At 66.7% G+C, this 20,842-nt stretch carries 15 protein-coding genes; 8 read left to right on the top strand and 7 right to left on the bottom strand.

The features are described from left to right. The 3 genes from secY to ACREB7_RS16075 form a co-directional block, all read left to right on the top strand. A partial coding sequence (gene secY / locus ACREB7_RS16085) for a preprotein translocase subunit SecY (RefSeq protein WP_431593287.1) occupies positions 1–1,000 on the top strand: 1,000 nt, incomplete at its 5' end. Positions 1,001–1,048: 48 nt separating this feature from the next. After that, positions 1,049–1,714, top strand: coding sequence for an adenylate kinase (locus tag ACREB7_RS16080; protein WP_431593286.1), 666 nt, complete (start codon positions 1,049–1,051; stop codon positions 1,712–1,714). Between the two features lie 47 nt (positions 1,715–1,761). Next, positions 1,762–2,487, top strand: coding sequence for a hypothetical protein (locus tag ACREB7_RS16075; protein WP_431593285.1), 726 nt, complete (start codon positions 1,762–1,764; stop codon positions 2,485–2,487). Here ACREB7_RS16075 and ACREB7_RS16070 read toward each other — a convergent pair. Further along, on the bottom strand, positions 2,484–3,011 hold the full coding sequence (locus ACREB7_RS16070) for a YceD family protein (protein WP_431593284.1): 528 nt from the start codon (positions 3,009–3,011) through the stop codon (positions 2,484–2,486). The genes ACREB7_RS16075 and ACREB7_RS16070 overlap by 4 nt on opposite strands. Next, positions 3,008–3,535, bottom strand: coding sequence for a ubiquinol-cytochrome C chaperone family protein (locus ACREB7_RS16065; protein WP_431593283.1), 528 nt, complete (start codon positions 3,533–3,535; stop codon positions 3,008–3,010). Before ACREB7_RS16065 ends, ACREB7_RS16070 begins: the two co-directional genes overlap by 4 nt. A gap of 186 nt (positions 3,536–3,721) precedes the next feature. On the opposite strand from ACREB7_RS16065, the gene ACREB7_RS16060 reads away from it, so the two are divergent. Further along, a complete protein-coding gene (locus tag ACREB7_RS16060) occupies positions 3,722–4,222 on the top strand; it encodes an outer membrane protein assembly factor BamE (protein WP_431593282.1) in 501 nt (166 codons plus the stop codon). Positions 4,223–4,262: 40 nt separating this feature from the next. Here the strand turns inward: ACREB7_RS16060 and ACREB7_RS16055 are convergent, their stop codons facing one another. Together ACREB7_RS16055 and ACREB7_RS16050 are read right to left on the bottom strand one after the other, a co-directional pair. After that, positions 4,263–6,527, bottom strand: a complete 2,265-nt coding sequence (locus ACREB7_RS16055; protein WP_431593281.1) for an NADP-dependent malic enzyme — start codon at positions 6,525–6,527, stop codon at positions 4,263–4,265. Positions 6,528–7,036: 509 nt separating this feature from the next. Then, complete coding sequence (locus ACREB7_RS16050; RefSeq protein WP_431593280.1) at positions 7,037–7,411, bottom strand: hypothetical protein; 375 nt, start codon at positions 7,409–7,411, stop codon at positions 7,037–7,039. 154 nt (positions 7,412–7,565) lie between these two features. Between ACREB7_RS16050 and mutS the strand changes: the two genes are divergently transcribed. From mutS to ACREB7_RS16030, 4 genes are all read left to right on the top strand, one after another. After that, the gene (gene mutS, locus ACREB7_RS16045; RefSeq protein WP_431593279.1) at positions 7,566–10,217 is read left to right on the top strand and encodes a DNA mismatch repair protein MutS; all 2,652 of its coding nucleotides are present in this window, start codon (positions 7,566–7,568) and stop codon (positions 10,215–10,217) included. Then, positions 10,214–12,973, top strand: coding sequence for a [protein-PII] uridylyltransferase (locus ACREB7_RS16040; RefSeq protein WP_431593278.1), 2,760 nt, complete (start codon positions 10,214–10,216; stop codon positions 12,971–12,973). The genes mutS and ACREB7_RS16040 overlap by 4 nt, the downstream gene beginning before the upstream one ends. A 149-nt stretch (positions 12,974–13,122) precedes the next feature. Then, on the top strand, positions 13,123–14,679 hold the full coding sequence (locus ACREB7_RS16035) for a tetratricopeptide repeat protein (RefSeq protein ID WP_431593277.1): 1,557 nt from the start codon (positions 13,123–13,125) through the stop codon (positions 14,677–14,679). 84 nt (positions 14,680–14,763) lie between these two features. Further along, entirely contained in the window at positions 14,764–16,026 is a 1,263-nt protein-coding gene (locus tag ACREB7_RS16030; RefSeq protein ID WP_431593276.1) for a toll/interleukin-1 receptor domain-containing protein, read from the top strand. Between the two features lie 17 nt (positions 16,027–16,043). Here the strand turns inward: ACREB7_RS16030 and pheT are convergent, their stop codons facing one another. From pheT to ACREB7_RS16015, 3 genes are all read right to left on the bottom strand, one after another. Next, positions 16,044–18,431, bottom strand: a complete 2,388-nt coding sequence (pheT, locus tag ACREB7_RS16025) for a phenylalanine--tRNA ligase subunit beta (protein WP_431593275.1) — start codon at positions 18,429–18,431, stop codon at positions 16,044–16,046. Further along, positions 18,428–19,525 (bottom strand): phenylalanine--tRNA ligase subunit alpha, encoded by a 1,098-nt coding sequence (pheS, locus tag ACREB7_RS16020; RefSeq protein WP_431593274.1) that lies wholly within the window; start codon positions 19,523–19,525, stop codon positions 18,428–18,430. The genes pheT and pheS overlap by 4 nt, the downstream gene beginning before the upstream one ends. Before the next feature lie 153 nt (positions 19,526–19,678). Then, positions 19,679–20,581 (bottom strand): helix-turn-helix domain-containing protein, encoded by a 903-nt coding sequence (locus tag ACREB7_RS16015; protein ID WP_431593273.1) that lies wholly within the window; start codon positions 20,579–20,581, stop codon positions 19,679–19,681. Positions 20,582–20,842: the final 261 nt, after the last annotated feature.

The following is a 20,842-nucleotide window of genomic DNA, read 5'->3' as shown; positions in this document are numbered from 1 at the left end:
CAGCTACGGCACCGTGCTGCTCACCGCGATCCAGGCCTATTTCCTCGCGCTGACCGCCGAGGCGTCGACCGGCGCGCAGGGCATCACCGTCGTCCTCGATCCCGGTATGCTGTTCCGCATCACCACGGTGATCAGCGTCGTCGGCGGCACCCTGTTCCTGATGTGGCTTGGTGAACAGATCACCAGCCGCGGCATCGGCAACGGCGTCTCGCTCATCATCATGGCGGGCATTCTCGCGCAATTGCCGCGCAGCTTCGCCCAGATGTTCAGCCAGGTTCGCGAAGGCTCGATGGGCGGCGGCACCGTGTTCGGCGTCATCATCGGCGCGGTTCTGATCATCGCCTTCATCAGCTTCATGGAGCGCGCCCAGCGAAGGGTGCTCGTTCAATATCCCAAGCGCGCGACCCAGCGCGGCGGCATGCAGGCCGACCGCAGCCATCTGCCGCTGAAGGTCAACACCGCCGGCGTGATCCCGCCGATCTTCGCCTCGTCGCTGCTGCTGATGCCGCTGACGATCACGAACTTCATGGGCAAGAATGTCCAGAACGACAGCGCGGCGGGCGATTTCCTGATCTCGCTCAACCAGTATCTCGCGCATGGCCAGCCGCTCTATATGGCGCTCTATGCGGCGGGCATCGTGTTCTTCTGCTTCTTCTACGTCGCCGTCGTCTTCAATCCGGAGGAAACCGCCGACAATCTGAAGCGCCAGAACGGTTTCATCCCCGGCATCCGCCCGGGCAAGAACACCGCCGCCTATCTCGACCATGTGCTGACGCGCATCACCGTGATCGGCGCGGCCTATCTGGCGGCGATCTGCCTGGTGCCCGAATATTTCATCGCGCGGTCGGGCCTGCCCTTCCAGCTCGGCGGCACCAGCCTACTCATCATCGTCAACGTGACGATCGATACGATCACCCAGATCCAGAGCCACATGCTCGCGCATCAATATGGCGACCTCATCAAGAAGGCCAAATTGAAAGGCGGCGTTGCGCGGCGCTGACGCGCCCGCTACGCGAGTTTCGAACCGGGGCAGGGAATAGGGGCTTAAATGACGCTCAACATCATTTTGCTGGGTCCGCCGGGGGCGGGCAAAGGGACGCAGGCTTCGCGGCTCGAGGATGAGCATGGCATGATCCAGCTCTCGACGGGCGACATGCTGCGCGCGGCGGTCAAGGCTGGCACCCCGATCGGCGTCCAGGCCAAGGCGGTGATGGACGCGGGTGAGCTCGTCTCGGACGACATCGTCTCGGGCTTGATCGGCGAACGGCTCGACGAACTCGGCGGCGATGTCTCGGTGATCTTCGACGGCTATCCGCGCACTGCGGCGCAGGCCGATGCGCTCGACGACATTCTCGCCGCGCGCGGCCGCAAGCTCGACCATGTCATCGAATTGCTCGTCGAGGAGGATGCCCTCGTCGATCGCATCACCGGCCGTTTCTCCTGCGCCCAGTGCGGCGAAGGCTATCACGACCGTTACAAGCTGCCCAAGGTCGCCGAAACCTGCGACGTGTGCGGCAGCCACGAATTCAAGCGCCGTCCCGACGACAATGAGGAAACGGTGCGGACGCGCATGGCCGAATATCGCGCCAAGACCGCGCCGATCCTGCCGATCTACGAAGCGCGCGGCATCGTCACCCGTGTCGACGGCATGGCCGACATCGATGTCGTCAACACCGCGATCGAGGCGATCCTCAGCGCTGCGACGACCGGCTAGCCAGCGTCCCCGCCGCCGTTTATGACGGGCGGCAAAGGGGACGGGCGATGAGATTTTCCATAATGTTGGGCGCGGCGGCTCTGGCCGCTGCCACCGTGCAGCCGGCGCACGCCAAGGTCATCGACCAGAGCGAGATCGGCTTCACCGTCGCGCATACGGCGCAGGTCGCGGCGACCCCCGACGATGTGTGGAAAATGCTCCGGATGCCGCAAAAATGGTGGTCGAAAGAGCATAGCTGGTCGGGCGACGCCGCGAACTTCTGGCTCGATCCGCAGGCCGGCGGCTGTTTCTGCGAAAAATTGCCCGGGACCGGACCCGATAACAATGTCGGTCTGGGCAGCGTCCAGCACGCGCGGATCCTGTTCGCCAAACCGAACGAACTGCTCCGCCTGTCGGGCGCCTTTGGCCCGCTGCAGGGCGAGGCGCTCACCGGCACGCTGACGATCCAGATCAAGGCGACCCCGACGGGGTCGGCGATCCGCTTCGACTATGTCGTCGGCGGCTATATGCGCTTCAAGACCGCCGATATCGCCCCGGCGGTCGACAAGGTGATCGGCGAACAGCTGGTCGGGCTCGCCAAGGCGCTCGGCGGCAGCCTGCCGCCGACGCGCGACGAGAAAGCGGCAGCGGCAGCGGCTGCCGGCGACGAGGAAAAACCCGCGCCGCCGAAAAAGACCGAATCGGGCCTCGACGATGCCGTCGCCGACCTGCTCGCCGATCCGCCCAAGCCCGATGACGAGGCGAAGAAAGCGGACGAGCCCGAGGCGTCCTAGGCGTCGGGCTTGCCGCGCAGCGCCGCCAGCGCCGCGAACGGCCCGGCCTGCTCCTCGCTGAGCACGCCCTTTTCGGCGAGGATGCGATCGGCGTCGGCGTGGCGCGGGAAGGGATCGAGCGCGAGCGACAAGGTCTGCACCGCGACCTCGCCCAGATCGACCCGGTCATGTTCGAGCGGCAGGACGTCGATATCCTCGGCGCCCAGCTCGACTTCGACCGCCTCTTCGTCGCTGAGTTGCATGTCGCGCAGATATTTGAGGTCGAAGGGTTCGGCGATCGTCGCGGCTACCGGCAGGTCGGTCGCGGCGCAGCTTTGCACCAGCGCCGCGCGCACCTCGCCGCGCAGTCCGATGCCGCCCGCGACCGCGCGCACCTCGGCGGTCAGCGTGAATTGGTCGAGTGCGACGAGGCCGAGCCGCTTCGCGATCGCAGCCCGCGCCTTGTCGTCGGCCTCCAGCGTCACCGATCGCCCCGGCCCCGCCTCGGCAAGGGTGACGACATGCGAGAATAAGGGCCCCGTCATACCGCAGCCGGCAGCCGGTCGGCGACGATCAGCTCGGCGACCGGAATCGCGTTGAGCGCGCCGCGCAACGCCGCGACCTCCGCCATCACATGCGCCAGTCCGGCATCGGCGGGGGCGTTGCCGCGCCACAGGTTACGGACCAGCGCCGCGCGCAAATCGTCCGACCCGTCGGGGGCGCGATAGGCGCCGAGCCGCCCGCCCAGCGCGCCGACCATCCGGCCGATCTGCTTGCCGACGACCATGTCGCCGAACCCGATCTGGCGCATCTGGCCGTCCATGTCGGTGACGAACAATTCGGTGAGTTCGACCCCCGCGAGCGCCTGATCCGGATCGTCATCGATGCGGTGGAGGACCAGCGCCATGACCAGGCTGATCATGTCGAACCGGCCGTCGAGCGTGTCGGGAACGTCGCCCGCCTCGTACCAATGGGGCGCGCGCGCGGCCGCGACGACGGCGTTCCACAACGGGCGGCGCGCCTCGCGCGGGTCGGGGCTTTGCTTGAACAGCTTGCGGAGCGAAATCATCGCGAAGGCTTAGGCGCATTTGCGCGCGCGGAAAAGGCCCGCCGGTCAGGCTCCAGCAAGCTTTGCCGCGCCACAAGCAGCTTGCCATAATCCTTGTATGCCGCGCCCGCTTGGCGCTAAGAGGCGCGGGCAATACGCGCAGTCCGCGGGGGCGAGCGGCAAGGCATGCGCTACGGAGACCATTTGATGCCGCATATCACCACCCATTTTTCGGCCCGCCGGGCGTCCCTGATTCTTGCGGCCATCGCGGTCGCGGCAACCGCCAGCGGTTGCGCCCAGCTCAAGGGGCGGCAGGGCTATGTCTCCGACCCGGTGCTGACCGACGCGATCGCGCCGGGCGTCGACAACCGCGAATCGGTCGAAAAGACGCTCGGCCGCCCGACCTTCGTCGGCCAGTTCAGCGACAATGAATATTATTATGTCTCGCGCGAGACGCGCCAGCTCGCCTTCGCCAATCCGCGCCCGGTGGCGCAGCAGGTGCTGCGTGTCCGCTTCGACCCCGCCGGCAATGTCGTCGCGGTCGACCGCACCGGGCTCGACCTGGTGAGCAAGATCAGCCCCGAAGGCGACAAGACCCCGACGCTGGGCCGCGAACGCAGCTTCTTCCAGGATATCTTCGGCAATATCGGCGCGGTCGGCGCCCCGGGCACCGGCGCGCCGGGCGGCGGCGGCAACACCGGGCCGTAAGCGGTCGTCGCCCCCGCCTGAGCGGGGGCGAAACCCGATCCTATTCCGCGATCCCGCCGGCGGCCAGCACCGCCAGCGTCACCAGGTCCGATGCGGTCGACGCCATCGTCGCGACCTGCACCGGCTTTTCCATGCCGACCAGCATCGGCCCGATCACCGCGCTGCCGCCCAGCTCGCGCAGCAGCTTCGCCGACAGATTGCCCGATTGCAGCCCCGGCATGACCAGCACATTGGCGGGTCCCGACAGGCGGCAGAAGGGATAATTCGCCATCACCTTGGGGTTCAGCGCGACGTCGGGTGACATTTCGCCCTCATATTCGAACCCCGGCTTGCGTTCGTCGAGAATCGCCACCGCGTCGCGGATATTGTCGAGCCACGATCCCGGCGGGTTGCCGAAGGTCGAATAGGACAGGAAGGCGACGCGCGGTTCGTGCCCCATGCGCCGCGCGACCTGCGCGGTGCGCTCGGCGATGTCGGCGAGCTGTTGCGACGTCGGGCGCTCGTTGACCGTGGTGTCGGCCATGAACACCGTATGATGCTGGCCGACCAGGACATGGATGCCGAAATTGGTCTGGCCCTCGGCGGGGTCGATCACGCGCCGCACTTCGCGCATCGACTGCGAATAGGTGCGGGTGGTGCCGGTGATCATCGCATCGCCCAGCCCGAGCTGGAGCAGCAGCGAGCCAAAGATGTTGCGGTCGCGGTTGACCATCCGTTCGACGTCGCGGCGCAGATATCCGCGCCGCTGCAGCCGTTCGTACAGCATATCGACCATTTGCGGCACATGCGGCGAGTTGACGCTGTTGTGGATCTCGAAATTTTCGGGGTCGGGCACGCCCATGTCGCGCAACTGGTCGCGCAGCCCTTCGCGCCCGACGAGCACCGGGGTGCCATAACCGCCGTCGCGGAACTGGATCGCGGCGCGCAGCACGACTTCCTCTTCGCCCTCGGCGAACACGACGCGTTTGGGATTGGCGCGCGCCGCCTCATAGGCCAGCGTCAGCACCGACGTCGTCGGGTTGAGCCGCGCCTTCAGCGAATTGCGATAGGCGGCCATATCCTCGATCGGCCGCTGCGCGACGCCGGTGTCCATCGCCGCCTTGGCGACGGCGGCGGGCACGATCTCCATCAACCGCGGGTCGAAGGGCGAGGGGATGATATATTCGGGGCCAAAGCTCGAGGCCCGCCCGCCATAGGCCGCCGCAACCTCTTCGGGCACCTGCTGCCGCGCCAGGTCGGCGATGGCGTAGGCGGCGGCGATCTTCATCTCCTCGTTGATCGCGGTCGCGCGCACGTCGAGCGCGCCGCGGAAGATGAAGGGGAAGCACAGGACATTGTTGACCTGGTTCGGATAATCCGAGCGTCCGGTGGCGATGATCGCGTCGGGCCGCGCCGCGCGCGCGTCCGGCGGCGAGATTTCGGGGTCGGGGTTCGCCATCGCAAAAATGATCGGCGCCGGCTTCATGTCTTTGACCATCTCGGGCTTCAATGCGCCGGCGGCCGACAGGCCCAGGAAGACGTCGGCCCCCTTCAGCGCCTCGGTCAGCGTGCGCGTTTCGGTCGGCACCGCATGCGCCGACTTCCACTGGTCCATGCCTTCGGTGCGGCCCTGATAGATCACGCCCTTGCGGTCGCACATGATCACATTTTCGTGGCGCACGCCCATCGCCTTGATCAGCGCGGTACAGGCGATCGCCGCGGCGCCCGCGCCGTTGACGACGACGCGCACCGTGTCCAGGTCGCGCCCGGTCAGGTGACAGGCATTGATCAGCCCGGCGGCGGTGATGATCGCGGTGCCATGCTGGTCGTCATGGAACACCGGGATGTTCATCTTCTCTTTCAGCGCCGCTTCGATGATGAAACAGTTCGGCGCCGCGATATCTTCCAGGTTGATGCCGCCAAAGCTCGGCTCGAGCAGCTCGACCGCCTCGATGAAGCGCTGGGGGTCTTCGGTGTCGACTTCGAGGTCGATCGAATCGACGTCGGCGAAGCGCTTGAACAGCACCGCCTTGCCTTCCATCACCGGTTTCGAGGCGAGCGCGCCGAGGTTGCCGAGACCCAGGATCGCGGTGCCGTTCGAGATCACCGCGACCAGATTGCCCTTGATCGTATAGTCGTATGCGGTGGCGGGATCCTCGGCGATCGCCTTCACCGGCACCGCGACGCCGGGCGAATAGGCCAGGCTCAGGTCGCGCTGCGTCGCCATCGGTTTCGACGCGACGATCTCGATTTTTCCGGGCCGGCCGTAATTATGATAGAGCAGGGCCTCGCGATCCGAGAATTGTATCTTGCTGCCGCTGTCCATTAGTTTGTCCCCTCAGTTCGATTCCACAGACGCGCGCCCATTGCCATGTTCCCTAGCGTCACGAAGCGGTGATTGGTACCGCCAATGTTGGGTCTCGGCGCAATCCATGTACCGGCTGGCGCGGGTGGGCCCGGTTTCTGGACGGAAGCGGGCATGGCGCAACCGTTCCCCGGCCCTCGCCGGGGAACGGTTGTCGTCACCCCGGACTTGATCCGGGGTCCCGCTTCTTCGAACTCGGTGAAATATATTTCGCGCAAAGGCGCAAAGGCACAAAGAGGCGAGCCCGCGACCGCAAGGTCGCCCTTCCATCATCGGTGCGTCATTCCGCAGCGTTAAAGAAGGAAGCCGCTTCGCGGCCAGCACTCCATCTTCGTGTCTTTGCGCCTTTGCGCGAAACAAAATAGCCGGACCTGTCGACACGGCACTGGCAGAGCGACGGCTAACGACCGATTGCAGACATCCGGCGAGGCGGTTTATGGGTTTCTAAGGCGTGTGTGCCTGATGAGCAGTCAGGCATTACCTGTGGGCGTATTCGCGTCGATTTCTGTGATCTTCATTTCGGCATGTCGCCGATGCACCCCAGCTATATCTGGATCGGCGAGCGCTTCGCACATTTGCAGCCGGATATGTTCGAGAACCCCAGGCCGCCCATATTGATCAAACACGTCTTCCCGCCACGCGGCTTCGGCGGCCAACTCTTGATTGGTGCGGTCCAATTCGCCGTAGAACATCATGTCAGAAAAGTCGCTGTTGGGCGACAACCCCTCAATCCTAAAAATATGCTCATCGACGACAGATTCTGGCTCGCCATTCTCCAGTGCCGTTTCGTAACCGACGAGCAGTGCAAATATCTTGCCTGTCAGTTCCGAACGATCGATCCCCATGACGCATGGCTCCACTAGCATACTCCACTCTTCGCTACCCGTACTTCGAAATGCGGAGTCGCGCCATGAGCACTGAACGTCCGCTTCTCACCCCAAAGCCCACTTTCCCCACCCGCAGCTTGCCATGCGCCCCCCAATCACTAAGCAGGGCGCGATGTCCGCAAGTGCCGCTCTTTCCGCCGCCAAGCCCTCGGCGCCGACGCCGATGATGGCGCAATATTGGTCGCTCAAGGAGAAAGCGGGCGATTGCCTGCTCTTCTATCGCATGGGCGATTTCTTCGAACTCTTCTTCGACGATGCGAAGGCCGCCGCCGCGACGCTCGACATCGCATTGACGTCGCGCGGCGAACATGGCGGCGAACCGGTGCCGATGTGCGGCGTGCCCGTCCACGCCGCCGAATCCTATCTTGCGCGGCTGATCCGCGCCGGGCACCGCGTCGCGATCGCCGAACAGGTCGAAAGCCCCGCCGAGGCCAAGGCGCGCGGCGGGTCGAAAGCGCTCGTCGCGCGCGCCATCGTCCGCTTCGTCACCGCCGGCACCCTCACCGAGGAAAGCCTGCTCGAAGGACGCAGCGCCAACCGTCTTGCAGCGCTCGCCGAGGTCGGCAGCGAGGGCGAGGTCGCGATCGCCGCCGCCGATATCTCGACCGGACGTTTCGAGGTCGTCGCGGTGCGCCGCGAGGCGGTCGACGCCGAACTCGCGCGGCTCGCGCCGTCCGAACTGCTGGTCAGCGACAGCGTCGGCGAGCTTCCGGCGTGGAGCGTGCGGCAGGTGGTGCGCCGTCCAACGTCCGACTTTTCGAGCGGGGCAGGGCAAAAGCGTCTCGAAACGCTGTTCGGCGTCCAGACGCTCGACGGCTTTGGCCCATTCTCGCGCGGCGAGATTGCCGCGATGGGCGCGATCGCCGCCTATCTCGACCATGTCGGCACCGGCACCAGCGTCTTCCTCCAGCCTCCCGTGCGCCACCTCGCCTCGGGCCGCATGGCGATCGACGCCGCGACGCGCGAAAGCCTCGAACTGGTGCGCACCATGGCAGGCGCGCGCGACGGCAGCCTGCTCGGCACCATCGACCGCACCGTGACTGCGGCGGGCGCGCGCCTGCTCGCCGACGACCTCGCCAGCCCGCTTACCGACAAGGCCGCGATCCTCGACCGGCTCGACCTCGTCGATGCCCTCGCGCGCGATGCGCTGTGGCGCGGCGAGCTGCGCGCGACCTTGCGCGCGCTCCCCGACGCCGGACGCGCGCTCGGCCGCCTCGTCGCCGGGCGCGGCGGACCGCGCGACCTCGCGCAATTGCGCGATGCGCTCGGCGGCGCACGCCTATTGCGCGAGCGGCTCGGCCGCCGGACCGACCTGCCGCCTTTGCTCGCGCGCCTGCTCCCCGGGCTCGACGGCCATGGCGCGCTCGTCGACGAACTCTCGCGAGCCTTGATCGAAACCCCGCCGGTCGACGCCGCGCAGGGCGGATATGTCGCCGAAGGCTATGATCATGCGCTCGACGCGCTGCGCGAGACCGCGCGCGACGGGCGCAAGGCGATCGCCGCGCTCGAGGCCGATTATCGCGACCGCACCGGCATCGCCTCGCTGAAGATCCGCCATAACGGCGTGCTTGGCTATCATGTCGAGGTGCCCGCGAAGCACGCCGATGCGCTGATGCTGCCCGAATCGGGCTTCACCCACCGCCAGACGCTCGCCGGGGTGGTGCGCTTCAACTCGTCCGACCTCCACGAAGCCGCGAGCCGCGTGACGCAGGCGGGCGTCCATGCGATCGCCGCCGAGGCCGCGCATCTCGAAGCTTTGACCGACGCCGCGACCGCGCGCCGCGAGGCGATCGCCGCCTCGTGCGACGTGCTCGCGCGGCTCGACGTCGCCGCCGCGCTCGCCGATCATGCGATGAGCCACAATTGGTGCCGCCCCGACCTCGTCGACACCCCGTGTCTCGACGTCAGCGGCGGCCGCCATCCGGTGGTCGAGGCGGCGCTCGCGAAATCGGGCGAGCGCTTCGTGCCCAACGACGTGTCGCTATCCGAAGCCGACCGGCTCTGGCTCGTCACCGGTCCCAACATGGGCGGTAAATCGACCTTCCTGCGCCAGAATGCGCTCATCGTCGTGCTCGCGCAGGCGGGCGGCTTCGTTCCCGCCGCATCGGCGCGGCTCGGCCTCGTCGACCGGCTGTTCAGCCGCGTCGGCGCCAGCGACAATCTCGCGCGCGGGCGTTCGACCTTCATGGTCGAGATGGTCGAAACCGCCGCGATCCTCGCGCAGGCCACCCCGCAAAGCTTCGTCATCCTCGACGAGGTCGGGCGCGGCACCTCGACCTATGACGGGCTCGCGCTCGCCTGGGCGGTGGTCGAGGCCGTCCACGAAGTGAACAAGTGCCGTTGCCTGTTCGCGACCCATTATCACGAACTCACCCGCCTCGCCGAAAGCCTCGACGCGCTGTCGCTCCACCATGTCCGCGCGCGCGAATGGCAGGGCGATCTGGTGCTGCTCCACGAACTCGCCGACGGCCCCGCCGATCGCAGCTACGGCCTCGCGGTCGCGCGCCTCGCGGGCGTCTCGCCCAGGGTCGTCAAGCGCGCCGAGGCAGTGCTCGCCAAGCTCGAAGCCGGGCGCGAAAGGACCGGCGGCCTCGCCGCGGGGCTCGACGACCTGCCGCTGTTCGCCGCGACGCTCGCCGCCGAACCTGCGCCGGTAAAGGACGCGCTGCGCGAGGCGCTCGCAAGCATCGACCCCGACGCGCTCACCCCGCGTGAGGCGCTCGACGCGCTCTACCGGCTCAAAGCGACCGGGGGCGAGCCATGAGCGACATCTTCGCGCATCTCGACGGCCGCCGCACGATCATCGACCGCCGCGCCCTCGCCGAACGGCTCGAGGCGGTCGCCGCCGACACCAGCGATCCGGGCAAGCGCCGCCGTGCGCTCGTCGACCTGCTCAGGCACGCGCTCGAGGACGGCCGCGCCGAAATCTCCCGCCGCCTCCTCGCCCGGCCATCGGAGGGCCGCCTCGCCGCCAGCGCGACCGCCTTCCTGATCGACCAGATCATCCGCCTGTCCTACGACTTCACCGTCGATCATCTCTATCCCGCCGGCAATCGTTCGGCGGGCGAGCGGATCACCGTGATCGCGGTCGGCGGCTATGGCCGCGCCGAAATGGCGCCGTTCAGCGACATCGACATCGGCTTCCTCACCCCGTTCAAGCAGACGAGCTGGACCGAACAGGTGATCGAGGCGCAGCTCTACACGCTCTGGGACCTCGGGCTGAAGGTGGGCCATTCGTCGCGCTCGATCGACGAGATGGTGCGCGCCGCGAAGGACGATCTCACGATCCGCACCGCGCTGCTCGAAGGGCGCTTCATCTGGGGCGACCGCGATCTTTACGACCAGGCCTCGGCGCGCTTCGATGCCGAGGTCGTCGCAGGCAACGCGCGCGCCTTCGTGGCCGAAAAGCTCGCCGAGCGCGACGAGCGGCATAAGCGCATGGGCGATTCGCGCTATGTCGTCGAACCCAATGTGAAGGAAGGCAAAGGCGGGCTGCGCGACCTCCACACCCTGTTCTGGATCGGCAAGTTCATCCACCGCGTCCGCACCGTTCCCGAGCTGGTCGACGCCGGATTGCTCTCGACCCGCGAGCTTCGGCAATTCGCGCGCGCCGAAAATTTCCTGCTCGCGGTGCGCTGCCATCTCCACACGCTCGCCGGCCGCGCCGAGGACCGGCTGACCTTCGACGTCCAGCGCGAGATCGCGGCGCGGATGCATTTCGCCGAGCGCCCGGGCAAAAGCGCGGTCGAGCGCTTCATGCAGCTCTATTTCCTCCATGCCAAAAGCGTCGGCGACGTCACCGGCACCTTCCTCGCGCATCTCGACGACCAGCTCGCGGCGCGCGGCCGGCGCTTCCTGCCGACGATCCGCCGCCGCCCGGGCAAGCTCAACGGCTTTGTGCTCGACCGCGGCCGCCTCGCGCTCCCCGACGACGGTTTTTTTCAGGCCGACCCGGTGCGGCTGATCGAAATCTTCGCGCTCGCCGACAAGCATGGCCTCGAAATCCATCCGCAGGCGATGCGTCAGGCGCGCCACGACGCGAAGCTGATCGACGCGCGCGGGGTGCGGCGCATCGCGCGCGCCAACGCGCTGTTCCTCGACGTGCTCACCAGCCCGCGCGACCCCGAAACGGTACTGCGCTGGATGAACGAGGCGGGGGTGTTCGGCCGCTTCGTGCCCGATTTCGGCCGCGTCGTCGCACAGATGCAGTTCGACATGTATCATCACTACACCGTCGACGAGCACACCATCCGCGCGATCGGGCTGCTCGCCGACATCGAGCAGGATCGGCTCAAGGACGATCATCCGCTGTCGACCGCGATCATGGACCAGATCCATTCGCGCCGCGTCATCTATTGCGCGGTGCTGCTCCACGACATCGCCAAGGGGCGCGGCGGCGACCATAGCGTGCTCGGCGCCGAACTCGCGCTGCGCGTCTGCCCGCGCCTCGGTTTGACCGACGCCGAGACCGAAACCGTCTCCTGGCTCGTGCGCTATCACCTGCTGATGTCGGCGACCGCCTTCAAGCGCGACCTCGCCGATTTCAAGACGATCCTCGATTTCGCCGGGCAGGTGCAAAGCCCCGAGCGGTTGCGCCTGCTGCTCGTGCTCACCGTCGTCGATATCCGCGCCGTCGGCCCCGGGGTGTGGAACAGCTGGAAACGCCAATTGCTCACCGAGCTGTTCGACGCCGCCGAAGAGGTGCTGCGCCTCGGCCACAAGCAAAAGGGTCGCGAACAACGGATCGCCGCGAAGAAGGAGGATGCGCAGGCGCTGCTCGGCCTCGATGAAAAGGCCTTTGCCCGGCTCGCGAAGCGCCTCCCCGAAAGCTACTGGATCGCCGAACCGGTCGAGGTCATCGCGGCGAACCTCACCCATATGCAGGCGGCCGGCAGCGCCCCGCTCCATATCGCCGCGGTGCCCGATCAGGATCGCGGCGCGACATTGGTGATGGTGCTCGCCGCCGACCATCCGGGCCTCTTCTATCGCATCGCCGGCGGCATCCACCTTGCCGGCGGCAACATCATCGACGCGCGCATCCACACGACGCGCGATGGCCTCGCGCTCGACAATTTCCTCGTCCAGGATCCGCTCGGCCGCCCGTTCGCCGAGGCGGGGCAGATCGACCGGCTGACGCGGGCGATCGAGGATGCGCTCGCCAACCGCCACAAATTGCTGCCCAAACTCGAAGCCCGCGCGCTCCCCCGCACCCGCGCCGAGGCCTTCCGCATCGCCCCCAACGTCTTCGTCGACAATAAGGCGTCGAACCGCTTTACCGTGATCGAGGTCAATGCGCAGGATCGCCCCGCCCTGCTCAACCAACTCGCCTATGCGCTGTTCCAGTCGAAGGTCACCGTCCACAGCGCGCATGTCGCCACCTATGGCGAACGCGCGGTCGACACTTTTTACGTGACCGACCTGATCGGCGACAAGATCGACAGCGCGGCGCGGGTCAAGGGACTCGAGAAACGCCTGCTCGAAGCGGCAGCGAGCGGCAGCGAGGAAGCGGTCGCGGCCTGAAGGCCCAAAGTGCCGACCAAGGGTTGGACGGCGCTGGCTCCTTTAGGACCCGAATCCATATTCTTGGCGGGCCGGCCTGTGCTATGGCATCCCCTGAGGGCGATGGCGGACTCCGCCCGGATTCGCCGAAGGACGGGGACGGGAATGATATGATCGGCAGGATCAGGCTGGCATTTGGCCTTGCGGCTTTCCTCGTCTCGGCTCTCCTGCTCCTCCCCATCGCCCATGCCGATGTCCCGGTCGTTTGCGGCCCGCTGAAAAGCAAGTGGGACAAGGCGATAGCGGCTGATGACCGATCGGCTGCGGTTGCCGCGCGTCAGCGCATCAGAGCAGCTGAAAAGGCGTGTCCTGCGCTCTGGAAATCCATACGAAACAAGGTGCTGCCTGTGAAAGCGGTGATCAACACTGCTCGCCCGAAGCCTTTGCCGCAGCCGCGATCCGCGCCAACCCCGCCGGGTCCGAAGCCTGTTGCCGGGCAGGTTGCGGCTGCATCGGCCCCCGCGCCGGGGGCGGTCGCCTATCGCGAGGGGCAGCAGGCGTTCGACGCGCAACGCTATGACGCGGCGCGACGGTTCTATCAAAAGGCTTGTACGGCGGGCGAAACAGCGGGGTGCTCGGATCTGGGCTATCTGCTCTACTCGGGGCTTGGCGGAATGAAGGATGAGGTCGGTGCGCGATCGCTTTTTGAAAGGACCTGTGTCGCGGGCGAAATGACGAGCTGTTCCAATTTTGCCATCATGCTCCGGGAAGGCGAAGGCGGCGCGAAAGACGAAGTCCGGGCCCGTTCGATCTTCGAAAAGGCGTGCAACGGCGGTGCCGTGGGAAGCTGCGTCGATTTGGGTGATATGTTCGCTCGGGCACAGGGCGGCACGAAGGACGGCCCTCGTGCCCGCGCGCTGTTCGAAAAGGGGTGTGCCGGTGGGATCGCCGATGGCTGCACTTCGCTCGGCTACCGGTTCGAACAGGGGTTGGATGGGCCCAAAGACGAAGGGATGGCGCGTTCGCTTTATGACAAGGCGTGCGCGGGCGGCGATGCGCGGGGATGCTTCAACCTGGGCACGATGTTCAACAAAGGCTCGGGCGGCGCGCAGGATGCCGTTGTTGCTCGATCCCTTTTTGAAAAGGCGTGTGCTGCCGGCGAAATGGCGGGCTGTTACAATATCGGCAATATGCTCCGGGAGGGCGAAGGTGGCGCCAAGGATGAAGTGGGTGCCCGTTCGTTTTTGGACAAGGCGTGCAACGGAGGGGATGCGCAAGGCTGTGCCACCCTCGGCTATCTGAATTATGCGGGCCTTGGCGGCGTGAAGGATGATGTTCGCGCTCGGGCACTTTATGAAACGGCCTGCCGTGGTGACGACCCGCTAGGGTGCCGCATCCTCGGTCATTTTTTCGAGCATGGTCTGGGCGGTGCGAAAGACGACATTGGTGCCCGCGCCCATTATGAGGATGCCTGCGGGGGCGAAGACGCGATGGGGTGCCAATTGCTCGGCGAAATGCGGCTGAACGGTCGCGGCGGCCCCAAAGATCAACCCGCCGCGCGAGAGGCCTATGAAAAGGGATGCACGAACGGCGATTCGCGCTCCTGTGGCCAATTCGGCTGGATGCTCGCCAATGGACGCGGCGGCGGCAAGGATGCGCCTCGCGCCACGCAAATTTTGCGGCGCGCTTGCGATTTGGGGTTTCAGACCGCTTGCAAAGCGGAATAGACTTCGTGCCGTCGAAGGGGGTTTCGGCGTCGCCCGTACCGGCGCGCCGAGATGGGACCGGACAGGCGTGGGGGGCAAAATAAGATGTCGATCAGGCTGCCGCCAATCGGATTCTGGAGCTATGCGCGGCAGGATGACAGTGTTTCGGGCGGCAAGCTGAGCGCACTGCGTACATTGTTGATGTCCGAACTCCAGCAACAATATGGCCGCGATCCGATCAAGATTTTTCAGGATGTCAGCGCCATTCCCCCCGGCGCGGAATGGGAGCATGAAATCACCGCGTCGCTGAACAAGGCGGCGTTTTTCATTCCGATCATCACGCCGGCATTTCTGCAAAGCGAATGGTGCTGTCAGGAAGTGCATATCTTCCTCGAACGCGAAGCGCAGCTGAGCCGCGAATATTCGGGCTCGTCGCTTCGGCGCATCTTTCCGATCCATTATATCGATATCGACGGGATCGATTGCTGTGACGACCGGGCGTTGACCGCGCTTCAGCGTCTCCAATGGCTCGATTTCCGGGGCCATCGTTTTCGGGATCAGCAGCATGAGGATGTGCATCTTTTGCTGTCGGAACTGGCGGCGAGTGTCCGGCAGCTGCTCCATCTGAAGCTGGAGCGCCTGCCCAGCCCGGCGGAAAAGGCGGCGGCCGACCGCGCGCGGTCGGTCGAGGAGGCCGCTGCGATCGAGGCTGCAGAGGCCGAGCGCGCCGAGCGGGAACGCGAAGCGGAAGCGACCGCCGCCGCCCTGGCAAAGGCCGAAGCGGAGGCGTTGCAGCAGGCGAAGGCGCGCGAAGCCGAGGAGCGCGAACGGATCTACGCGGCACGGCTCGTCCGGGAAGAGGAGCTGGAAGCCGAACGACTGTTGCAAGCCGAACGGTCCGCCGCGCGCCGCGCGCAATGGCAGGCGGCGCGCGCCCGATTGCTCCGGCCGGTTCCGATCGCGATCCTGTCGGCCGTTTTGCTCCTGGCGATCGCGATCCCGTCCTGGTCGGGGCGGGAATCCGACGCCGCCTCCATGTCGCCGAGCAGTAATGCGACCGCACAAGCGGCGGGGGCCGCGCGTCCGATCGATCCGGCGATTGCCGCGTTGGCCGGGCGTTGGCGGTCGGTTGACACGCCTCCGGCCGAATGTGCCCGAAACACATCGACCGAGATCCTTGTCATCAAGGTCGACGAGATGGGCGCCGTCCTGATGAACGGGGTCACCGAAAAGGCAGCCCCCGATCCATCAACCGACGGTTGGGTCCGTCTGGGCGGCGGGTTCTTCAAAGCGGCCGGTGACGAACTTCGTGTCGCTGCATCGCGCGAATATCTGGCCGGCGCGATGCAATTCACCCCTTGCCCATGACCGGTTGAGAGTCTGGGTTACCCCCGCAGCACCGCCCCCACTTTCGCCGCCGCAGCCACCACCTTATCCGCAATCGCCTTCAACTCGGCCTCGGCAAAGCTCTTCTCCGCCGGCTGCAGCACGACTTCGACCGCCAGGCTGACCTGCCCCTCGGGCACGCCCTGCCCGGCGAACCGGTCGAACAGGCGCGCGTCGGTGATGACCGCCTTGTCGGCGCCCTTCACCGCGCGGACGAGGTCGCCCGCCGCGAGGCTGTCGGGCGCGAGGAAGGCGAAGTCGCGGCGCACCGGCTGCAGCGCGGGCGGGGTGAAGGCGCTGCGCGCCGGGCCGCTCGCGCGCTTCGCGGGGATCGCGTCCAAGAAGATCTGCACCGCCATCACCGCGCCATCGACGTCATAATGGCGCGCGAGCGAAGGGTGCAGTGCGCCAAACTCGGCAAGCACCGCCTTGGGGCCGAGGCGCAAGGTCGCGGCCTGCCCGGGGTGCCAGATACCGGCGTCGGCGACGGGTTCCATCACCTGCAAGCGCTCGGTCGGCGCGCCGGCGGCGTCGAGCAGCGCCAGCGCGACCGCCTTGGCGTCATAGGCATCGAACGGCTGCGCCTTGCCCGCCTGCCAGCCGCGCTCGCTGCGGTGGCCCGCCATCACGATGCACAGGGTCGGATGCTCGGCATCGGCCAGATAACGGCGCCCGATCTCGAACAGGCGGATGCTGTCGGCGCCGCGATTCTGGTTGCGCTGCGCCGCCGCGAGCAGCCCGGGCAACAGCGACGGGCGCATGACCTTCAGCTCTTCGCTGATCGGATTGGCGAGGCTCCACGCGCCGCCGCCGAAGGGTGCGGCCTCGCGCTCGCTGACGAACGACCAGGTCACCGCTTCGTGAAAGCCGGCGGCGGCTGCGGCGCGGCGCAGGCGGCGTTCGAGCATCTGTTCGGGCGTTGCGGTCGGCCTGGCGACGCCATCGCTGCGCGGCAGCGCGACCGATTCGACTGCGTCGAACCCGGTAATGCGCGTCACTTCCTCGACGATGTCGGGCGCGGCGTCGACGTCGCGGCGCCAGCTCGGCACCGCGATTTGCCAGCGGTCGCCCTCGGTCACGCCGAAGCCCAGCGATTCGAGGATCGCGCGCTGCTTTGCGGGCGGAATCGCGATCCCGCCCAATGTCGCCGACAGCGCCGGATCGTAATCGACCGTCCTGACCTCCAGCGGCGGTTCGCCCGCGCGCGTCATCGCCGACGGGGTGCCGCCGCAGATGTCGAGGATCAGCTGCGTCACGATGTCGGTCGCATCGCCCAGGAACGCCGGGTCGACCCCGCGCTCGAAGCGGCTGCGCGCGTCGCTGGTCAGCGCCAGCGCCTGTCCGGTCAGCGCGATGCGTTCGGGGGTGAAATAGGCGATTTCGACCAGCACATCGGTCGTCGTTTCGCTGCATCCCGAATGTTCGCCGCCCATGATGCCCGCGATGTCGTGGACGCCGCGGTCGTCGGCGATCACGGTCATCGTATCGGTCAGGCTATAATCTTTGCCGTTGAGCGCGGTGACCGTCTCGCCATCCTTGGCGCGCCGCGCGACGAGCGCGCCGGTCAGCCTGGCGCGGTCATAGATATGGCTCGGGCGGCCGAGGTCGAACATCACATAGTTGCTGATGTCGACCAGCGCCGAGATCGCGCGCTGGCCGATCGCCTCGAGGCGGCGGCGCATCCATTCGGGGGTGGCGACCCGGTTGTCGACGCCCGCGATCGTGCGGCCATAGAAGGCGGGGCAGGCGTCGGCATCGTCGGTCCGGATTTCGGTCGCCATCGCGCCCTGTCCGGCGATCGTCGGCACGGCGAGCGGCTTCAGCGTGCCGAGCCCGGCGGCGGCGAGGTCGCGCGCGATCCCGCGCACGCCCATGCAATCCTGCCGGTTCGGGGTGATCGAGATATCGACCACCGGATCGTTTGCGCCCGCATAGTCCGCGAACGCCGTGCCTACCGGCGCGTCAGCCGGAAGCTCGATGATGCCGTCATGGTCGTCGCCGAGTTCGAGTTCGCGCGTCGAGCACATCATGCCGTTCGATTCGACCCCGCGGACGGCGGCGACCTTCAGCTCCATGCCGTTCGCGGGCACCACCGCGCCGGGCAGGCCGAGCACGCCGACCAGCCCGGCGCGCGCATTGGGGGCGCCGCACACGACGGTCAGCGGTGCGCCGCCATCACCCGTGTCGACGGTCAGCACCTGCAATTTGTCGGCCTGCGGATGTTTCTCGGCGGTGAGCACGCGCGCGACGCGGAAACCGGCGAGTTTCTCGGCCGGATTCTCGACGCCTTCGACCTCATGGCCGATGCGGTTGAGCGTGGCGACAACATCGGCGACGGTGAAATCGCCATCGAGATGTTCGCGCAGCCAGTCGAGGGTGATCTTCATGCCGAAATCCCCCCGCTGAGAGTGGGCACGCTCAGCGCGCCGAACCCGTAATGCGCCAGCCAGCGCAGGTCGCCGTCGAAGAAGGCGCGCAGATCGTCCATGCCATATTTGAGCATCGCGAGCCGGTCGACCCCGACCCCGAAGGCGAAGCCCTGCCAGACGTCGGGATCGAGCCCGCAGTTCGCGATCACGCGGCGGTTGACCATGCCGCTGCCGAGCAGCTCCATCCACGCATGGCCCTCGTCGTCGCCGTTGCCGCCGACGATCCGGCGACCCTTTTCCTGTTTATAGCCGACATCGACCTCGGCCGAGGGTTCGGTGAAGGGGAAATAGCTCGGGCGCAGCCGCAGCACGATATCGTCCCGCTCGAAATAGGCCTTGAGGAAGGTCTCCAGCGTCCATTTGAGGTGCCCCATATGGATGCCGCGGTCGATGACGAGACCTTCGATCTGGTGGAACATCGGCGTATGCGTCGCGTCGCTGTCGCTGCGATAGACGCGCCCGGGAGCTATAATCCTGATCGGAGGCTCTTTTTCCATCATCGTGCGGATCTGCACCGGCGACGTATGCGTCCGCAGCAACATCCGCTGCGCGGCACCTTCGCCAACTTCGGGGAAATAGAAAGTGTCGTGCATCGCGCGCGCCGGGTGGGTCTCGGGAATGTTGAGCGCGGTGAAATTGTGCCAGTCGTCCTCGATCTCCGGCCCGGTCGCGACCGCGAAGCCCATGTCGGCGAAGATTTCGGCAAGCTCGTCCATCACCTGGCTCACCGGATGCACGCTGCCGTGCGGCGTAGCTGCGGCGGGGAGGGTCATGTCGAGCCGCTCGTTCGCGAGCTTCGCCTCGAGCGCCGCACCCTCGAGCGCGGCCTTGCGTCCCGCGAGCGCTGCGGTCACCGCTTCGCGCAGGCTGTGGATCTGCGGCCCCACGACCTGCCGTTCCTCGGGGGTCAGGCCGCCCAGCGTCTTGAGGAGGCCGGTGATGCTGCCCGCCTTGCCGAGCGCACCCACGCGCAGCGCCTCCAGCGCGTCGAGGTCGGTCGCCGCGTCGATCGCGCCGGTCAGCTCGGCCTGCATGGCCTCGTAATCGCTCATCATCGTTCGTCCTGCAGCGGCCGGCCGTCGATACGACGCCGCTTTTCTCTGGTCGGTTTATCAGGCTGTCGGCGGCGGAAAACCCGCTTTTGCCTTTGCCGCCGCTTGCACCGAAGCGGCGGCGCGGGTCAACCCCGAAGGGCCCCTTGCGGCTCAGTTTCCGGGTTCGTGCAGCCCCTGCACGGCGGCCCCGATCGCGGCGGCGCGGGCGCGCGCTGCCGCGCCAAGGATCGGCTTGGCGCGCGCGGCATAGGCGCGTGGGCTCATCCCCATGAAGCGCTGGAAATCGCGGGTGAACTGCGCCTGGTCGTAATAATGATAATCGAGCGTATCGATCCACGCCATCGACGGGTCGAGCATGAAGCGCGCGAGACTGCGCAGGAAGCGCTGGCGGCGGAGCAGCAATTTGGGCGGAAAACCGAAGGCGCGGCGGCTCAGCCGTTCGACCGAGCGTTCGGAGAGGCCGAGCTTGTCGGCGAGCTCGGCGACGCTGCCGAGGTCGGCGTCGACCAGCGCGCCATGCGCGGCCAGAATCGCGGGGTCGTCGTGGGGTGCGCCCTCGAGCAGCGCGACAAAATGGTCGTCGATCGCCTGCGCCGCCGCCTCGACATCATTCGCCTGCCGCAGTTTTTCGATCAGCGGGACAAGCGCGGCAAAGGCGGGATGCGCCGCGCCATCGACGAATTTGTCGGCCATGTCCTCGGCCGGAAGTGCGAAGAATTTCGCCCAGCCCATCGGCAGGATGCCGATCCCCCACGCGCGCATATTGCCGACCGAGAAAAAGGCCGCCTTGCTGGTCGGACCGGTGGCGATGAACAGCGGCGCTCGTTCGGGCGCCGCGCCGCCGATCGTCACATGCATCGCATCGCCCTCGATGAAACGCATGTTCGCCCATTCGGGGTGGAGATAATCCTCGGTGCGCACCCCCGGTGGGGCCTCGACCTCGGTCAGGTAGATGATGCTGCAATAGGGGCGCAGAGCGGCGGACACGGGGAAGAAGCGTGTCGTGATGCGCACATCGGCGCTCTGATCGGAATGGCTGGCCGCACCCGTCATGGCGCCGCACCCTTCGCACCTGCACGTAAAAAAACAACAGCCTAAGCGACTCTCCTGTCGGGTTTTTACAATTTTTCTGCTTCCGACGACCGCATATGTCGCCGCACGGAACATCTTCCACCGGCCGGCGGCTTTCTGCGACCCACGGCTTTTCGGTTCGGAGGGAGGGGGGCGGTGCGTCGTTTACGATCATCGTCGAAACGACGCGAAGGGCGACCTTCGCGTCGTTTCTGTTTTCGGGCGGCCGGCTCTCCATACGAT

Source organism: Sphingopyxis sp. (genome assembly GCF_050725615.1).
GTDB lineage: Bacteria > Pseudomonadota > Alphaproteobacteria > Sphingomonadales > Sphingomonadaceae > Sphingopyxis.
This window is presented reverse-complemented; position numbering and strand designations above follow the sequence as displayed.